Genomic DNA, 16,529 nt, shown 5'->3' with positions numbered 1-16,529 from the left:
TCTGTACAGGATATTATTTTCTGTTTAAAATAGCTTTGGGAAGGGGAACATATTCCTCTTCATCACCCGGAACCAGAGGGAATGCATCATGATTCTGATCATTCCAGTTTACTTTAGCCTGATCAATAATTTCTTTATCTGAGTTGACAAAATTCCAGAATATAAAGCGTTCCTCATCAAAAGGTTCACCCCCGAAAAGGTATACCGTACCGTTTTCACTCATGTCAAACTCACACAGTTTAGTATCCTTGGCAATCATCAGTTGTTTGGATCCATAGGAGTTTCCTTCAGTGGTCACCGTTCCATCTAAAACGTACATTGCTGCCTCCCCGTAGAGGTCTTTTCCAATGCTTATTTTCTTAGGCTCTTTTGTTTTAATTTCCAGAAAAAACAGTTTGCTGTGCACCGGTACCGGAGAGGTTCTGCCAAAAGCTTCACCTGCAATAAGCTTATATTGAATGCCGTCTTCCTCCCATACCGGAATCTCATCAGCTTCAACATGGTGGAAAGTAGGCTCCGATTGTTCCAGGTGCTTGGGAAGTCCTACCCAGATCTGGAATCCGTGAAGTCTTTTATCACTGTGTCTTAAATATTCAGGAGTTCTCTCTGAATGTACAACCCCTTTTCCGGCGGTCATCCAATTCACAGCACCCGGTTTTATTTCAACGGCACTTCCGATACTGTCCCTGTGGAAAATAGAGCCTTCCAGCAGGTATGTTAATGTAGACAATCCAATATGGGGATGTGGAGGAACATCAAGATTTTGATAATCCTTTAATTCAGAAGGGCCCATATGATCGATGAAAACAAAAGGTCCTACCGCTCTTTTCTCACGGAAAGGAAGAAGCCTTCCTACCAGGAAATTCCCTATATCTGCTGCTTTCTCCTCTATGATAAGTCCAATATTTGACATAATAAATGACGTATTTTTTAATTTTATTGAATATTAAGTGATTGATTTAAATTTTATTATAGCCTTCAAATCTTTCATCCACGATACGTTTCCATTCCGGATGCTTCTTAATAAAAGCAAAAACATAAGGACAGAATGGTAAAAGTTTTTTTACCGCTCTCTTCTATATAATGTAATGTTTTTTCTACGACTGCGGCTGCGGCTCCAGTTCCTGCCAGCTCCGGTTCAGCTTCCGTGTGAATCAGAGAGACCTGATGCATTGTCTCGCGGTAGTCAATGAATGCATAATGACCGTTAACTTCTATTTCAAATCTTTTATCAGTTTTTACGAGAGGGATGTTTTCAAATTCAGGTTTCATAATTTTTTAGATTAAAAAGTTGTGATATTTAAGGAGTAAAATTTCTATCAGTAATGAAGACTAAACCTTATAGGTTTCAAAAACTATAAGGTTTAGCTCCTGAGATTTATTCTGGTTATTTAGGCATAATAAAATTTACACCTTTGTTAATTATATAAAGTTAATAAAAAAGGAACAATCAAAGATTAAGATAAATTTAATTCTATCAATCTTCAAGGTAACCAAATTTTCCGGTGTTGAAGTCTTCAAATGCCTGCATGATTTCTTCCCGGGAATTCATAACAAAAAGGCCCGTGAGGATAGATCGGTTCATTAATAGGCTCTCCACTGATGATCAGGATAATAGCATCTTCTTTTGCCTCAATAGTGAAGGTCTCTCCTTCATTTTTAAACAAAGCGAAATGATCTGTTTTAACGTGTTCTTCTCCATTAATAATAATACTTCCTTCAATCACTAATGCTGCGGTATTAAAGGATGCCGGGAAAGTAAATTCCGCTTTTCCTCCTGCTTTAAGCTTTGCATTCATCATATGAACAGGAGTGAAAGTACTGGCCGGTCCTTTATGACCCTGATATTCTCCTGCGATCACTTCTATTATTCCATTTTCTCCTAAATCTACCCGTTCCATACTGGAGTTTTCAATCGCCTGGTATTTTGGATGGCTCATCTTATCTTTTGCAGGAAGGTTAACCCAAAGCTGAACCATTTGAAAGATTCCTCCTTTTTTTGACCACTCCGTTTCATGATATTCTTTATGAAGAACTCCTTTGGCAGCAGTCATCCATTGTACATCACCTTCTCCTATGATTCCGCCACCACCGGCGCTGTCATGATGTTCTACCTTACCACTGTATGCTATTGTTACTGTTTCAAAACCTCTATGCGGATGAACACCTACACCTCTTGGTGTTTCGGAACCATTAAAATGGAATTTTGAATTATAATCAAGCATAATGAACGGGTCCATTCTTTTCATATCTAATCCATGTACCCCTGGAATAAAATTATGAACTCTAAAACCGTCGCCTACAAAATGTGCAGGTCTTGGAGATACTACGATTTCTACTTTTTTAGTTGCCATAATATTGTTGATTTTATAGATACAAAAATACTATTGCTATATAGGAAAAGCATTGATCTGTGATAATTTCGTTAAGAGGTGAAGTAAAACAGGTAAGAAGGAAGATGGTAAGTGGACAAGCCTTTTGCCCCCGTTAGGTTGAAGAAAGGTGGATAACAGGCAGGTCAGCAATTTATTATTTGTTCATCTGTCTTTTTCCTGATTATTCGTCCTTCGATTTCATATTCTTCCCATCGGAAATATGGAGTCTTCTAAAAACCAGACCTGATAAAATAGTCAGAATCCCGACGGTGAGAAAAGTATAACGGAAAGCATTGTGAATTTCTCCGTTAATAAGATCTGAATTTTCAAATACTTTCAAAACAATCAATCCGAATGCAATACCAAAACCGATGGCAAGTTGTTGATTGACTGATATCAGTGAATTGCCGCTGCTGGTCTGGAAATTCCGGAGGTCAGCAATGGAAATGGTATTCATGGAGGTAAACTGGATAGAATTGAAGAATCCTAAAACCGCTATAATAGGGACAAACCAATATAAAGAAGTGTGAATATCCGGAATAGCCAATAAGCAGATCAGGGTTCCGATAATGAATGTATTCACCATTAAAGTCTGGCGATATCCGTATTTATCCAGGATTTTGATGACAGAAGATTTTCCGAATATAGCTGTTAGTGCCATAGGAGCAATAATCCAGCCGGAAGTTACCGCAGACTGCTTGTAGGCAATCTGGATCATGAGCGGAAGTAAAAGCGGGACAGAGCTTATTCCTAACCGGGTAGCCAGGTTCCCTACAATTCCTACCCGAAAAGTTCTTACCTGGAAAAGGTTTAATGGGAAAATAGGATTTCCTTCCCGTTTGGCATGCCTGTAATAATAATAGAGAAAGAGAAACCCTAAAATGAATACAAGGAGAACCGGAGTGATATTCTGGATATCCCCGAAAAGTTCGAGTGAAATTGAGAGCAGGAGAGAGGCTGCGGCAAAAATTAAAAAACCTTTCAAATCAAAATCCACATCGGTTGATTTATAATCAGGCATAAATTTTAAGCCTAAAAGAATTCCTAAAAAATCCTATCGGAATATTAATCAGAAATATCCAGTGCCATGAAAGATAATCTACCATATATCCTCCTACTAAAGGCCCCAGTACGGGTCCGATCAGTGCGGGAATAATGGCAAAGTTCATTGCTTTAAGGAGTTCATTTTTATCAAAAGTCTTGATTAAGGCCAATTTACCCACAGGAGTCATTAAACTTCCCCCGACTCCCTGTATTACCCTTGAAATCACCAGGTGGGTGAGGTTCTGGGAAAGAGAGCAGAAAAGTGATCCGAGACTGAATAATACCAGGGAAAATATAAATATTTTTTTGGTTCCGAACCTGTCTGCTAGAAAACCGCTGGCAGGCATGAAAACCGCTAATGTCAGCACATAGCTGATAATCGCATTCTGCATATTGAGAGGTGACTCATTAAGGTCTTTTGCAATAGAAGGCAAAGAGGTATTCAGGATTGTAGAATCAAGCATCTGCATGAAAATAGCAGTAGCAAGAATCAATGGAAGTATTTTCTTAATGGAAGTTTGTTGTTGGCTGGTATCTGTCATTATATCAAGGCCGGAGCTTTTAAAAATCCCGGGCTTTTTTTGTTTGACGAATGTTTACTTTAAGCTTTTAAATCTTTAGATAAAGAAATCCATATAAAATTAAAAAAGTCCTGCGAAATATCACAGGACTTTTTGATTTATTTTCTTGGCTTTTCTACTCCTTTCCATTCATCACCGGCTTTTCTGTACTGGCTTAGAATAAAAGTTTTGAAATCTTTGGTTTTGTATTCTATATTATCTGTATTCTGTTCAAACGGCATGATGTAGTAGTAATCTACGTCTGTTTTATCAGATTTGTTCCCTTTTTTCACAGAAGGTACATACTTGGAAAATTTATAGTTGGGAAGATATTGTCTTAACCTTGTATAAAATGCTTTGTCCTCTTTTTCGTTAGGAATGATATCAACGATATTCAAATGATCTTTTTTCTTATCGATCCAAAGGTAATACGTTTTTTCTTCCCCTAAATTCCTGTTGACAGAATTGAAGGCGAATAATTCTTTCGGAACCAGTTCTTTGATTTTTTCAGGATCAACCTTAGTATAATATTGGCCTTTAGAAGGATCAACATAAGTTTCAAGGTTGTACATTAAAACCGAATTATTTTCAAATTTTTTATTTTTAAAATATTGATTTAAAGATAGTTCTGCGGTTGCTCTCAGTTCCTTACTTCTGTCATCCAGCTTTTTCGTTGGGTTCTGAGGATTTACATATTTTACAAATTCATATAAAACAACAGGTTTTATATCCTTAAGGTGGGGATAAGTTTTCAGCTGTTCTGCCATTACAAGCCAGTAATATTGTTGGTAATAGTCATCTTTATCAGCATCTTTCACACTTTTATAGGCTAAAGCAAGCTTTTTTGAATTTAAATATTTACCAAATTTTCCTTGTCCGAAGGCAAAGCTAATGGATAATAAGGCAAATAAAACAGTAAGGTTTCTTCTCATTTTTTTATAATTGATATTTTCGTTTTCCAAATATAATTATTTATTATATATTATTTTTGATTGTCAACGAAATTATGACGATATTATTGTCGTTAATTCAAAAGAAAATCCTGTATTGCTACAGGATTGATAATTATTATTTTAACATTGGATCGCAGAAACATACGAAAGGTAAACCTCAGATACTGAACGTATCTATTATTCATTTTTCCATTAATAGGATGTTTCATGTACCTTCACTGCTCTTCCGCTTGGATCATTCATTTTTTTGAAAGCCTCATCCCATTCCAGTGCAATAGGAGTGGAGCATGCTACCGATGGAACAGACGGAACTGTTGCAGCAGCAGTTTCACTTGGGAAATGCTCCTCAAAAATGCTTCTGTACCGGTATTCTTCTTTATTTTGCGGGGTGTTTACCGGAAACCTGAATCTCGCATTGGCCATCATTTCATCAGAAACTTCTTTTTCAGCAATATCTTTCAGAGTATCGATCCATGAGTATCCTACGCCATCTGAAAACTGTTCTTTTTGTCTCCATGCAATAGAGTCAGGAAGAAGATCTTCAAAAGCTTTTCTCAGTACCCACTTTTCAATCTTTCCTTCGGCGACATTAATCATTTTATCCTTTGGGTTAAGGGACATGGCAATATCCATGAATTCCTTATCTAAAAAAGGAACCCTTCCTTCTATTCCCCAGCTCATGAGCGCCTTGTTGGCCCGTAAACAGTCATACAGGTGAAGTTTTCCGAGTTTTCTTACCGTTTCATCATGAAACTCTTTAGCATCAGGTGCCTTGTGGAAATACAGGTATCCTCCGAATAATTCATCAGAGCCTTCCCCGGATAATACCATTTTGATGCCCATCGATTTGATCACCCTTGCCAGGAGGTACATAGGAGTGGAGGCCCTTATAGTTGTTACATCATATGTTTCCAGATGATAAATAACATCACGGATGGCGTCCAATCCTTCCTGAACAGTAAAATTAACTTCATGGTGAACGGATCCGATGTGCTCTGCTGCTTTTTGGGCGGCTGCAAGGTCAGGGGATCCCACCAGGCCTACCGCAAAACTGTGAAGCCTTGGATACCACGCTTCCTGGGTATCGCCGCTTTCAATCCTCTGTCTTGCAAATTTAGCTGTGATAGCTGATATAACAGACGAATCCAGACCTCCTGAAAGAAGCACGCCATAGGGAACATCACTCATCAGCTGCCTGTGAACAGCATCCTCAAGTCCCTTTCTCAGCTTTGAAATATCGGTTTCATTTTCTTTTACATGATCAAAGCTTTCCCAGTCTCTGGTGTACCATTGCTGAAGCTCACTACCGTCTTTACTGTATAACAGGTGTCCCGGCAAAAATGTTTCAATCTTTTTGCAGACGCCTTCCAGGGCTTTTAATTCGGAAGCAACATAAAAATTCCCGTTCTTGTCCCATCCCTGGTAAAGAGGACAGATTCCCATATGATCACGTGCAATCAGGTACGTGTTATTTTCTGTATCGTATAATGCAAATGCAAAAATGCCATTCAGTTTTTCCACAAAATCTTTTCCATATTTTCTGTAGAGGGCCAGAATCACCTCACAGTCTGACTGGGTCTGAAACTCATAATCCGGAAATTCTTCTTTTAATTCCCTGTGGTTGTAGATTTCACCGTTTACGGCTAATACCACCTTTCCGTCTTTTGTAAATAAGGGTTGTTTCCCTGAAGTCGGGTCTACAATGGCGAGCCTTTCATGGGAAAATACTACTTTTTCATCCTGAAAAACACCGCTCCAATCCGGTCCTCTATGACGGATCTTTTTTGACATTTCCAATACCTGAGGTCTTAATACTTCTGTTTTTTGTTTGGCGTCAAATAAACATACAATTCCACACATTTTTTTATTATTTATGAAACAAAAGTAAAATTGATGTTTAAAAATAACAACAAAAAAAGTTTAAATAAGAAAATTATTAACTTATTTATTTAAAATAAAGAAAAATTTAAAGTATTTGAAGAGCTAATCTGTTTTCAGATTAATTTTTTTCACCAGGCTCACATTTTGTATTATCTCTATACGAAATAAAAATGACATATTTATTAATATATGATAATTTATTATACAAATTTTACCCCTTACTTTGTGGCTCGAAATAATTTTTTTTCATCATTTGTGTTTTTACCTTCTTGCAATTCTCATGCAAGAAGGTTTTGTTTTTACTCTATTCCCAACAATGTCCCTGAAACATTCCATGAGCTGAAGCTGGTTCCTTCTGAAGGACCTTGTGGAATTTTAATCTGTATGGTATGTTTTCCGGCCTTCAGGTCTCCAAGAGGAATGAAGTTGGGGTTCGTAACAGTTCCCGGACACCAGTTGGACCTGCTGAGGTCCGATGATGAAAGGCCGTCCTGGAAATTTCCTGAAGCAGGATTATATAAACGGTAAGAACCACAATCTGTTCTCCAAGGCACAAAAGAGAAGACCGGCTTCCCATCCATAAAAATAGAATTGGATTTAGGGACAAACTCATCACCATTTTCCCAACCTCCATGTCCGGTGGTAGTATATCTTAACTGGGCGTTTTTTAAATCTTTCTTTAAGATGAAATCTACCAACAGGCCTTTCTCCTGGCTGAACATGGTGGAGTAGTCCTGTCCGGCCATTTCCATGATATTTAAGGTGTTGAATAAAGGAATAACCGTATTGTTTTTATGAACCGCCTGATCACTTTTATGGAGGGTGATCTCAAGACTTACTTTGTGGCCCCCTTTATCATAGTTGCCAATGAAAGTACCTACCCAGATTTCTTTACCGGATAAAGAAGGCTTTAATTCTGTAATATCTTCTCTATAAGGCTGATAGTTTGCCAGTTTTTATCTTTTAGCTGGATGTGATTGAACTTCTGGATTCCAAATGCCGTAAAGAACCTCATCATCTCTACAGCCGGATTATAACTTTCTGTGGCAATGACTCCATAATACTGCTTTCCGTTTCCGTTGTCAAAAACAGGAAGCGTTTTGGCCCCTTTTTCCAAACCATCAAAAAATGATTTTTCTTTGTCCTGGGGAATGAAGAATACGGTTCCGGTTCTGTCATAGGCATCTCCGTTTGACTGCTGCTTCAATTCGACAAAAATATTTTCCCCTTCCGTAATGACCGGAAACTTGATCTTTTTTAAAATAATGGTTCCGTTAGCATATCTCTTTATAAGATCATCTGATTTTGAGGCATCGGAAAAGTTGATGGTTTCATTTTCAAAAACTTTCAGTGTGGTAAACCTGCTCTTCCAAAGAAGGTCTTTATAGCCAAGCTGATCAGTAGGCTGTATGCTCCCTTTTATGATATTTTCAATCCCTGTATTCTTAATTTTCTTCATGGAGGTAGCAGTAACAAGCGAATTTTTATTTCTTTCCACCTCCAATACCAATCCGAGATTTTGTCCTAATACAGATGGTCCGCCCTGTAATCCAAGATCATGGGTATACCAGATTTCAATCGTATTTGAATTAACTTTGGTCACTGCTTTTTTACAGGTATAACCCAGTATCTTTTTGGTTTCGGAAGTAAATTCAAAATTCTGCTTTCCTATAGATTCGGCATCGGAGGCTGAAATAATATCTCCGGGTTTTAAAAAAGCATAAGAAACAACAGTATTGGATGGTTTTTCCACTTTTGTTAGTTCAAAAGGATAAGGGCTTTTCTGTTCTTTAATAATAGCATTGAGAATAAAATTTTCCTTTTCATTGACCCAAACGATGGTGGAAGGCTGGTTTGAAACCGTTTTTCCGTTATAAGAGCTGGTGTATTGAATTTCATAAGTCTGTGCAGAAATTACACAGAATGAAAAAACTGCAAGAATAAAAAATAGAGTTCTTTTGTACATAATTGATGGATTTGTCTCAAAGTTATAGTAACTTTTCAAAGCTTCAAAACGCTTACTTTCTCAATAGGTAGAGAGTGAAATTGAAATGTTACAAAAAATGTTACAAAAAGTATTTGTTGATGTAAACAAAAAAACTACCCTGGAAAACAGAGCAGTTTTTATAAAGTATTATTAGATCCTGAATTAAGAAATCCTCTCAATCAAAGCCATGTAAAATCCGTCATAACCTTGGCTGGGCATTACTTTTTCATCTTTGATCATTTTGTATCCCGGGTTATTTCTTAAGAATTCTTCTACCTGTTCATTATTTTCAGAGGGTAGGATAGAGCAGGTGGCATATACCATTTTTCCTCCTTTTTTCAGCATTTTGGAATAATCCTGAAGAATTTGCTGCTGCTCCTTTTTGATTCTGTCGATGAAATCCTGATCAATTTTCCATTTGCTGTCCGGATTTCTTTTCAATACTCCGAGACCGGAACATGGAGCGTCAATCAGAAGCCTGTCTGCCTTTTCATGAAGACGCTTAATTACTTTGTTATCCGTAATCATACGGGTTTCTATATTGTGGGCTCCGGCTCTCTTGGCGCGGCGTTTCAATTCTGCCAGTTTCCAGTCGAAAATGTCTAAAGCGATGATCTGTCCCTTGTTTTGCATTAATGCAGCCAGGTGAAGTGTTTTTCCTCCGGCACCCGCACAGGCATCTACTACCCGCTGTCCTTCCTTAACATCAAGAAAATATCCGATTTTTTGAGAAGAAGCATCCTGAACTTCAAATAATCCTTCTTTAAAAGCAGTGGTAAGAAAAACGTTCTTTTTTTCTTCCAGCTGAACAGCATCAGGATAATTTTTGATAGGAAAGGAAACCACCCCCTCGTCTGAAAGATCAGAAATCAGTTCTTTTGTTGTAGTTTTCAGTGAATTGGTTCTTAATACTGTAGGAGCCTGCTCGTTTAGTGCAAGCATCTCTTTTTCCCAGCCTGCTCCTAATTCTTTTTCTAAGGTTTCGGCCAGCCATTCTGGAATAGAATGTTCTATCGCTTTCGTAGGAACTGTGTTTTTTTTAAGTTTGGTGAGGATGTCTGCAATTTTGATACCGTCAAACTCTTCAAATTTCTTATAATTGGTCTTGCTCCAAAGAAGATATGCTATGATCAGTTTATAGATATTGTTGGGTTTTACTCCTTCACCCATATAATATTCAAGGCGTTTTTTTCCAACGGATGATATTGTAGAAAATCTCAGAAACAACGGCTCTGTCCTGGCTTCCCCATTTTTTATTAGCTTTTAAAAGTCTTTCGATTACTTTATCAGCGTATTTATTTTTCTCGAAAAATGTTTCTTGTAAAGCATCGTGAATTCCGATCGCTAAGTTTCTGTGAATAAGTTCCATAAATTTGCTTCGCTGTTTTGAATCTGCAAAAGTACGACTTTTAATTGAGAGTTGAGAATTTGAACTTGAAGAGTTGAGGGGTAAAAGCGGGTGCGCTTTGAGAAAAATCTTATAACAAGATTTTAACCGTTTCGAACGATAGTATACCAACATTCTACATCATCAATTTTCGCCCTTTATCATTCGCTTTGTCTCCTTATTGACTCTAACCTCCAAAAAAGCCTACCTTTGTAAAAAATTAAAATATGAGTGATACAGTACTTTGTCCGAAATGCAGTTCAGAATTTACATATCCAAGCGATAATATGATGGTATGTTCCCAGTGTTTCTACGAGTGGAATCCTGAGGAAGCAGCTTCTGAAGCAGCCAATGAAGGAAAAATATTGGATTCAAACGGAAATGAACTCCAGGATGGTGATTCCGTGGTAGTCATTAAAGACCTTCCTGTAAAAGGGGCACCCAAACCGGTAAAAGCAGGAACTAAAGTGAAAAATATCCGTCTAAGACCAGGGAGTGATCACAATATTGATTGCAAAATAGAAGGATTCGGGGCGATGGCTTTAAAATCGGAATTTGTAAAGAAAGCATAGAGGAGCTGGCTTTTAGCTGCCGGCAACTGAATATTTGCCATAAACGCACAAAAAAAGGAAAAAATTGGACAGTGTAATCTTTCAAAAGACTTAATTGCAAGGTTGCTAATGTCCGTCCGAAGGCAGAAAGAGAATTAACCAAAAATTTCCTTATGCTGTGGAAATACAAATGTAAGAAAAAGTTTTATAACAGGTTCTTATGTTTGTATTTTTTTATCCACAAGTTGTTGATAAGTGTTAGATAATGTACAAGTTATAAGACGAAACTGTAAAATAAAATCGCTTTTCTGTCCTTTGCTTTTTTCGCCTTAAATAAACGAAATAGCAATATTGCCGGTGATTTTCTCATCAGTATACACTATCAGTTCCTTACCCTTTACCCTTACTTTATTCCAGTAATAGTTTCCGGCGAATCTGCTTTCCAGAACTTCCGCTTCCATACCTCCTTCAGTGATTTTTATTTCTTTTGGATAATAGGAAAATTTGGTCAGGCGGAATTCTTCTGTTTCAGCTTCATTGAAGATATTGACTTCTCCGAATAATTTGGCAACATAGGAATTATAGGGTTTCCGGTACGTTTCTTCCGGGCTGTCATTCTGGATGAGCCTGCCATCCTGAAGAATCACAATCTGATCCAGCCATGGCATAATGTCCTGAAGTTCGTGGGTGGATATGATTAACGAAATCCGGTGCTGCTTTACATAACGGAAGAGTCTTTCCCGGAGTTCTATTTTTCTTGGAAAATCCAGGTTACTGAACGGTTCGTCCAGAATAAGTAATTTAGGCAATACGGAAAGAGCCCTTGCAATAGCTACTCTTTGCTGTTGTCCGCCACTTAAATATTTAGGCAATACATTAGCAAATTCCTGAAGTCCTACAACTTCAAGAAGCTCCGTAACGGTCTCTTTTTTTTGGGTTAAATTAATATTAGAAATAAATTTTCCTACATTTTCGGCCACAGTAGCATATGGCATAAGGTCAAAATTCTGTGCCACAAATTTCATATCCGCTTCCCCGGGAACAAGATTTCCCTTAGGTCCCAGAAGCCGGGTCCCGTTAAAGATAATGTCGCCGCTTTCCCAATCCAGAAGACCATAAATCAGACTGAGAAGGGTAGATTTTCCACATCCGCTCTCACCTGCCAGCGCAATGATTTTGCCTTCATCAAACCTGAGATTAAGGTTCTGAAACAGGGGTTTATCCTGCGTGTGAGAGAAAAATAAATTGTTTATTTCTAATAGCATAATACAAATGTAAGGTTTTTATGAAAACATAATTTTTTTTATTATATTAGCGGAAGTAATAAAAATAAATCAAAAATGAGAAAAAAACTGTTTTCGTTAGCTATCCCTGCTTTATTTGCTGCTGTTGTAGTCGTTTCTTGTAAAAAAGACAAACCTCTTACCAGTGAAAGTAATGAGGTAACCACTACTAAAGAAGGTAGCCAGTATACTTTGGATACGCTAAACAGTAAAGTTGAATGGAAAGGATATAAAGTATTTAAATCTGAAAATACAAGCCACTTCGGGACGATCAGATTTGAAAGCGGAGATGTGACGGTGAAAGACGGAAAACTGGAAAGCGGAAAATTTGTTGCTGATATGAATTCACTGACTTCTGTGGATTTAAAAGACAGCCCTGAAGATTTAGGAAAATTAAACGGGCACCTTAAAAGCGGTGATTTCTTTGAAGTAGAAAAATTCCCTACCGCTTCCTATGAGATTACAAAAGTTACTCCTGCTACGGAAGGAGACTACAATACCCTCTTAGATGGTAATTTAACCATTAAAGGAATTACAAAACCGGTTCAGTTCAAAGCTAATGTTTCTGTAAAAGGAGGAGAAGTAAGTGTAGCTACAGAGCCGAAGGACATTAAAAGAGAAGAGTTTGGGGTGAAGTTCCAGGCTCCAGCTGAAAACGGGGTCATTAAAGATGAGGTAACTCTTCAGATCAACGTGAAAGCTTTAGAGAAAAAATAATTTTTTTATTTAAGTGAAATAAGTGATTGAAGTCTGCCTCCCGAAAAAGAGGCAGATTTTTTTATGATGGTTTAGAATAATTATTAAACTTAAAAGTCGTATTTTTGCAAAACATTTTGAAAGGGTAAAATAATGATAGAAAAGATAGAAGAACTACTGATCGAAGTAAACGGCTTCAATGCTACCTCTAAGGAAGATATCGAAAACTTCCGAATCAAGTACAACGGTAAAAAAGGGGTTCTGAATGATTTTTACGAAACATTAAAAGAAATTCCTAACGACCAGAAGAAAGAATTCGGACAGAAGATCAATACTTTGAAACAAGCTGTTGCTGTGAAATTAGAAGATTTGAAAAATGCTTCTGCAACTTCTATTGTCATAGAAAAAGAAGATCTTACCAGACCTGCCTTCCCACTGGAATTGGGTTCAAGACACCCGATCAATCTGGTAAAAAACAGGATTATCGAAATTTTCAAATCCATCGGGTTTGCAGTAGCGGACGGCCCTGAGATTGAAGATGACTGGCATAACTTTACCGCGCTTAACCTTCCGGAATATCACCCGGCAAGGGATATGCAGGATACTTTCTTTATTGAACAGAATCCGGATATCCTGTTGAGAACGCATACCTCTTCCGTACAGACCCGTTATATGGAAGAAAATCAGCCACCTATCAGAATTTTATCTCCGGGAAGAGTGTTCAGGAATGAAGCGATTTCCTCACGTTCTCACTGTATTTTCCATCAGATTGAAGGACTGTATATTGATGAGAATGTAAGCTTTGCTGATCTGAAGCAGACCATTCAGTTTTTTACCACAGAACTTTTCGGGAAGTCTAAGATCAGAATGAGACCATCTTATTTCCCGTTCACGGAGCCAAGTGCCGAAATTGATGTGTATTGGGGACTCAATTCGGAAACAGACTATAGAATTACCAAAGGAACAGGATGGCTGGAAATTATGGGTTGTGGAATGGTGGATCCTGCCGTTTTGAAAAATGTAAATATTGATGCTGAGAAATATTCAGGATATGCATTCGGAATGGGAATTGAAAGAATTACCATGCTGCTTTACCAGATGAGTGATATCAGGATGTTCTTTGAAAATGACATCAGAACATTAGAACAGTTTAAATCTCTATAAAATAATCAAACCTCCGGAATTCCGGAGGTTTTTTGTTTTTAACTACTGACCTAAGAAACAAAACGTAATTAAAAACTGATTGTATTGAAAAATTTACATGTGTTTTATTTCTTGTTACAGCACCTTGATTAAAAAGATTGCGACGAAGAAGTGTTCATTAAATGTTTCGCTCTATTGATAAGACAATCTGAATCATAAAAGTATTACACTCAAAATAAAATGCCTGTAAAAAAATTACAGACATTATATGAAAAATTAACTATTATTACTTAGTAAACTTTAAAGGATACTTTACATTTTTAATACCATCAATACTTGCCTTCAGTGATCCAACAGCCAACTCGGCTTTCAGTAACATCGGAATATGATTGGCATCATTGGAAACCCACATGGTAACCCCTTCTTTTTCTTTAAATACTCTTCCGCTTTTTACCGATGGAATGATCTTTAAACAATTGATGGTGCCGAATTTAGTTTTCAGATTTTCGGTTCCTACTACTTTTAACTGGAAGGGAAACATTTCATCATCAATCCATACATTCATATTAATGATGGTACCTACTTTCAGTTCTTCAGGGGTTTTACTCCTTAAATAGTAAAAGCAGGACAGCATATCCTGGACTCCTTTTACGGATTTGATCACTTTTGAACCATTGGCAGGCTCCTTTTTATCTGTTAATATTAAAGTATTATTATCATGGTTGAAAACGGTTTCAAAATGCTGACGGTAGTTCCCTTCACGTACATTCCGTACATAAAAGCTTGGAAGCCCGGTTTCGATATTAATGAAGCTTTCGTATAAATCTTCTACTTTAAAAAAAGCCTTTACTGCCCCTGTCGTTTGCCCGGTACCTTTAGCATAGAGGTGGGGCACTCCTTTGTAATTGGTTTTCTGGGTGGTAAGATTGGCGGTTCCGGCATTCAGAAATCCGTAATGGATCCTGAAAGTGATTGATTCACCGTCTGCAATATTGCTCAGCTGGGCCGATCCTATAACGAATATAAATATTGCAAAAAGGTTTAAAATTTTCTTCATAATATGACATTTACAAAAACATTGCCAAATTTAAAATCTTAATTGATAGATATTTGACAAATCTCAGGTTTTTATTTAGAATCAATTAAATAAGCTTCGCATTAAAATTAGTAAATTTGCAGTTACATGTATAATTAAATTATCTTAAAGTATGATAACCACTGATATATTGATCATAGGGGCAGGACCTACAGGACTTTTTGCCGTTTTTGAAGCTGGTCTATTAAAAATGAAATGCCATATTATTGACGCACTTCCACAGCCGGGAGGGCAATTGGCAGAACTTTATCCTAAGAAACCTATTTTTGATATTCCGGGATATCCTTCAGTAAATGCCGGAGAGCTGGTAGATAATTTAATGGAACAGATCAAGCAGTTCCAACCTGGTTTTACTTTAGGGGAAACAGCCGTTACTTTAAATAAGGTAGATGATGAGTGGTTTGAAGTAATAACCAACAAAGGAACGGTTCATAGAGCAAAAGCTGTAGCCATTGCAGGTGGTCTGGGTACTTTTGAGCCTAGGAAACCAACGATTGAAAATATCGCTGATTACGAAGAAAAAGGTCTTGAATATTTCGTGAAAGAACCTGAACACTTCAGAAATAAAAGAGTAGTGATTGCAGGAGGTGGAGACTCTGCGCTGGATTGGAGTATTTTCCTTGCCAATGTAGCGAGTGAAGTTACTTTGATTCACAGAAGAAACGAGTTCAGAGGAGCTCTGGACTCAGTGGAAAAAGTTCAGGATCTTAAAAACCAGGGGAAAATCAAATTGATTACTCCGGCTGAGGTAACCGCTATTAAAGGAGACGGTAGGGTAGAAGCCATTACGGTTGAAAAAGATGGTGAGGAAGCATTCGATATTGAAACAGATTACTTTATTCCTTTATTCGGATTGACTCCAAAATTAGGTGATATTGGTAACTGGGGACTGGAAATTGAAAAAAATGCCATTGTAGTAAATAATGCTCTTGATTATCAAACAAACATTGATGGTGTATATGCTATCGGTGATATCAATACATACCCTGGAAAATTGAAATTGATTCTTTGTGGATTCCATGAAGCAACATTGATGTGCCAGAGTGTTTATAACAGGTTAAATCCGGGCAAAAAATTCGTACTGAAATATACAACCGTAAGTGGGGTAGACGGATTTGACGGAAGCCGTAAGGAAGCAGAGAAGGCTGTTGTGAAAAAAATTGACTAATTTTGCAGAATTATGTCAGATATTAATATTAAAATCACCGACAGAGAAGGTGTAACCCACGATGTGATCGCTCCAACGGATATGTCTATGAATCTAATGGAAATTATCCGTTCCTACGAATTGGCAGAAGAAGGTACTATTGGAGTATGTGGAGGAATGGCGATGTGTGCCTCCTGTCAGGTATATGTGATCAATGATCCGGGGCTGGAGCCGATGGGAGCAGAGGAAGATGCCATGCTGGCTGAAGCCTTCCACGTGAAAGATAACAGCAGGCTGGGATGTCAGCTGCACATTGCAGATGAAATGGAAGGACTTGAAGTGGAGATTGCTCCTTATCCTTAGACAATATTTTTTAATCTTAATAAGAAACCCGTCCGGATTATCCGGACGGGTTTTGTTTTTATA

The 16,529-nt window shown here is 37.6% G+C and carries 13 protein-coding genes and 4 pseudogenes; 5 read left to right on the top strand and 12 right to left on the bottom strand.

Translation table 11 applies throughout. The features are described from left to right. Window positions 1-13: 13 nt before the first annotated feature. From HX13_RS19175 to HX13_RS19140, 10 genes and pseudogenes are all read right to left on the bottom strand, one after another. Window positions 14-913: a pirin family protein gene (locus HX13_RS19175; protein ID WP_050022390.1), complete on the bottom strand. Its 900-nt coding sequence runs from the start codon at window positions 911-913 to the stop codon at window positions 14-16. Between the two features lie 46 nt (window positions 914-959). Then, window positions 960-1,272 (bottom strand): annotated as a pseudogene (locus tag HX13_RS19170) (GNAT family N-acetyltransferase). 205 nt (window positions 1,273-1,477) lie between these two features. Then, window positions 1,478-2,354 (bottom strand): annotated as a pseudogene (locus tag HX13_RS19165) (pirin family protein). 202 nt (window positions 2,355-2,556) lie between these two features. Continuing rightward, the gene (locus HX13_RS24920) at window positions 2,557-3,396 is read right to left on the bottom strand and encodes an MFS transporter (RefSeq protein WP_238555521.1); all 840 of its coding nucleotides are present in this window, start codon (window positions 3,394-3,396) and stop codon (window positions 2,557-2,559) included. After that, window positions 3,389-3,961 carry an MFS transporter gene (locus tag HX13_RS24915; protein WP_238555520.1) on the bottom strand — a complete coding sequence of 191 codons (573 nt, stop codon included), beginning with the start codon at window positions 3,959-3,961 and terminating at the stop codon, window positions 3,389-3,391. The genes HX13_RS24920 and HX13_RS24915 overlap by 8 nt, the downstream gene beginning before the upstream one ends. A 137-nt stretch (window positions 3,962-4,098) precedes the next feature. Then, window positions 4,099-4,941: a hypothetical protein gene (locus HX13_RS19155; protein WP_228377601.1), complete on the bottom strand. Its 843-nt coding sequence runs from the start codon at window positions 4,939-4,941 to the stop codon at window positions 4,099-4,101. Window positions 4,942-5,124: 183 nt separating this feature from the next. Next, window positions 5,125-6,792 (bottom strand): asparagine synthase B, encoded by a 1,668-nt coding sequence (gene asnB / locus HX13_RS19150; protein ID WP_050022389.1) that lies wholly within the window; start codon window positions 6,790-6,792, stop codon window positions 5,125-5,127. A gap of 320 nt (window positions 6,793-7,112) precedes the next feature. Next, window positions 7,113-7,565 (bottom strand): peptide-N-glycosidase F-related protein, encoded by a 453-nt coding sequence (locus HX13_RS24910; RefSeq protein WP_238555531.1) that lies wholly within the window; start codon window positions 7,563-7,565, stop codon window positions 7,113-7,115. A gap of 129 nt (window positions 7,566-7,694) precedes the next feature. Beyond that, a pseudogene (locus tag HX13_RS19145) lies at window positions 7,695-8,779 on the bottom strand (GLPGLI family protein); the annotation flags it as partial. 183 nt (window positions 8,780-8,962) lie between these two features. Next, window positions 8,963-10,169, bottom strand: a pseudogene (locus HX13_RS19140) (RsmB/NOP family class I SAM-dependent RNA methyltransferase). 245 nt (window positions 10,170-10,414) lie between these two features. Here HX13_RS19140 and HX13_RS19135 point away from each other — a divergent pair. Then, window positions 10,415-10,759, top strand: a complete 345-nt coding sequence (locus HX13_RS19135; RefSeq protein WP_050022388.1) for a zinc ribbon domain-containing protein YjdM — start codon at window positions 10,415-10,417, stop codon at window positions 10,757-10,759. Window positions 10,760-11,067: 308 nt separating this feature from the next. Here HX13_RS19135 and HX13_RS19130 read toward each other — a convergent pair whose 3' ends face one another. Next, window positions 11,068-12,003, bottom strand: coding sequence for a sulfate/molybdate ABC transporter ATP-binding protein (locus HX13_RS19130; RefSeq protein WP_050022387.1), 936 nt, complete (start codon window positions 12,001-12,003; stop codon window positions 11,068-11,070). 75 nt (window positions 12,004-12,078) lie between these two features. Here HX13_RS19130 and HX13_RS19125 point away from each other — a divergent pair, with 75 nt between their 5' ends. Both HX13_RS19125 and pheS read left to right on the top strand, forming a co-directional pair. Continuing rightward, complete coding sequence (locus HX13_RS19125; RefSeq protein ID WP_050022386.1) at window positions 12,079-12,738, top strand: YceI family protein; 660 nt, start codon at window positions 12,079-12,081, stop codon at window positions 12,736-12,738. A 132-nt stretch (window positions 12,739-12,870) separates the two neighbouring features. Beyond that, the gene (gene pheS, locus HX13_RS19120) at window positions 12,871-13,881 is read left to right on the top strand and encodes a phenylalanine--tRNA ligase subunit alpha (RefSeq protein WP_050022385.1); all 1,011 of its coding nucleotides are present in this window, start codon (window positions 12,871-12,873) and stop codon (window positions 13,879-13,881) included. Window positions 13,882-14,146: 265 nt separating this feature from the next. Here pheS and HX13_RS19115 read toward each other — a convergent pair whose 3' ends face one another. Next, on the bottom strand, window positions 14,147-14,917 hold the full coding sequence (locus HX13_RS19115) for a DUF3108 domain-containing protein (protein WP_050022384.1): 771 nt from the start codon (window positions 14,915-14,917) through the stop codon (window positions 14,147-14,149). Between the two features lie 151 nt (window positions 14,918-15,068). Here HX13_RS19115 and HX13_RS19110 point away from each other — a divergent pair, with 151 nt between their 5' ends. Then, entirely contained in the window at window positions 15,069-16,124 is a 1,056-nt protein-coding gene (locus HX13_RS19110) for an NAD(P)/FAD-dependent oxidoreductase (RefSeq protein ID WP_050022383.1), read from the top strand. Window positions 16,125-16,136: 12 nt separating this feature from the next. Beyond that, window positions 16,137-16,466 (top strand): ferredoxin, encoded by a 330-nt coding sequence (locus HX13_RS19105; protein WP_050022382.1) that lies wholly within the window; start codon window positions 16,137-16,139, stop codon window positions 16,464-16,466. Window positions 16,467-16,529: the final 63 nt, after the last annotated feature.

Origin of the sequence: Chryseobacterium sp. P1-3 (assembly GCF_000738495.1) — a bacterium.
Lineage (GTDB): Bacteria > Bacteroidota > Bacteroidia > Flavobacteriales > Weeksellaceae > Chryseobacterium > Chryseobacterium gallinarum.
The sequence above is the reverse complement of the archived record's forward strand: the minus strand, read 5'-3'. Positions and strand labels throughout refer to the sequence as shown.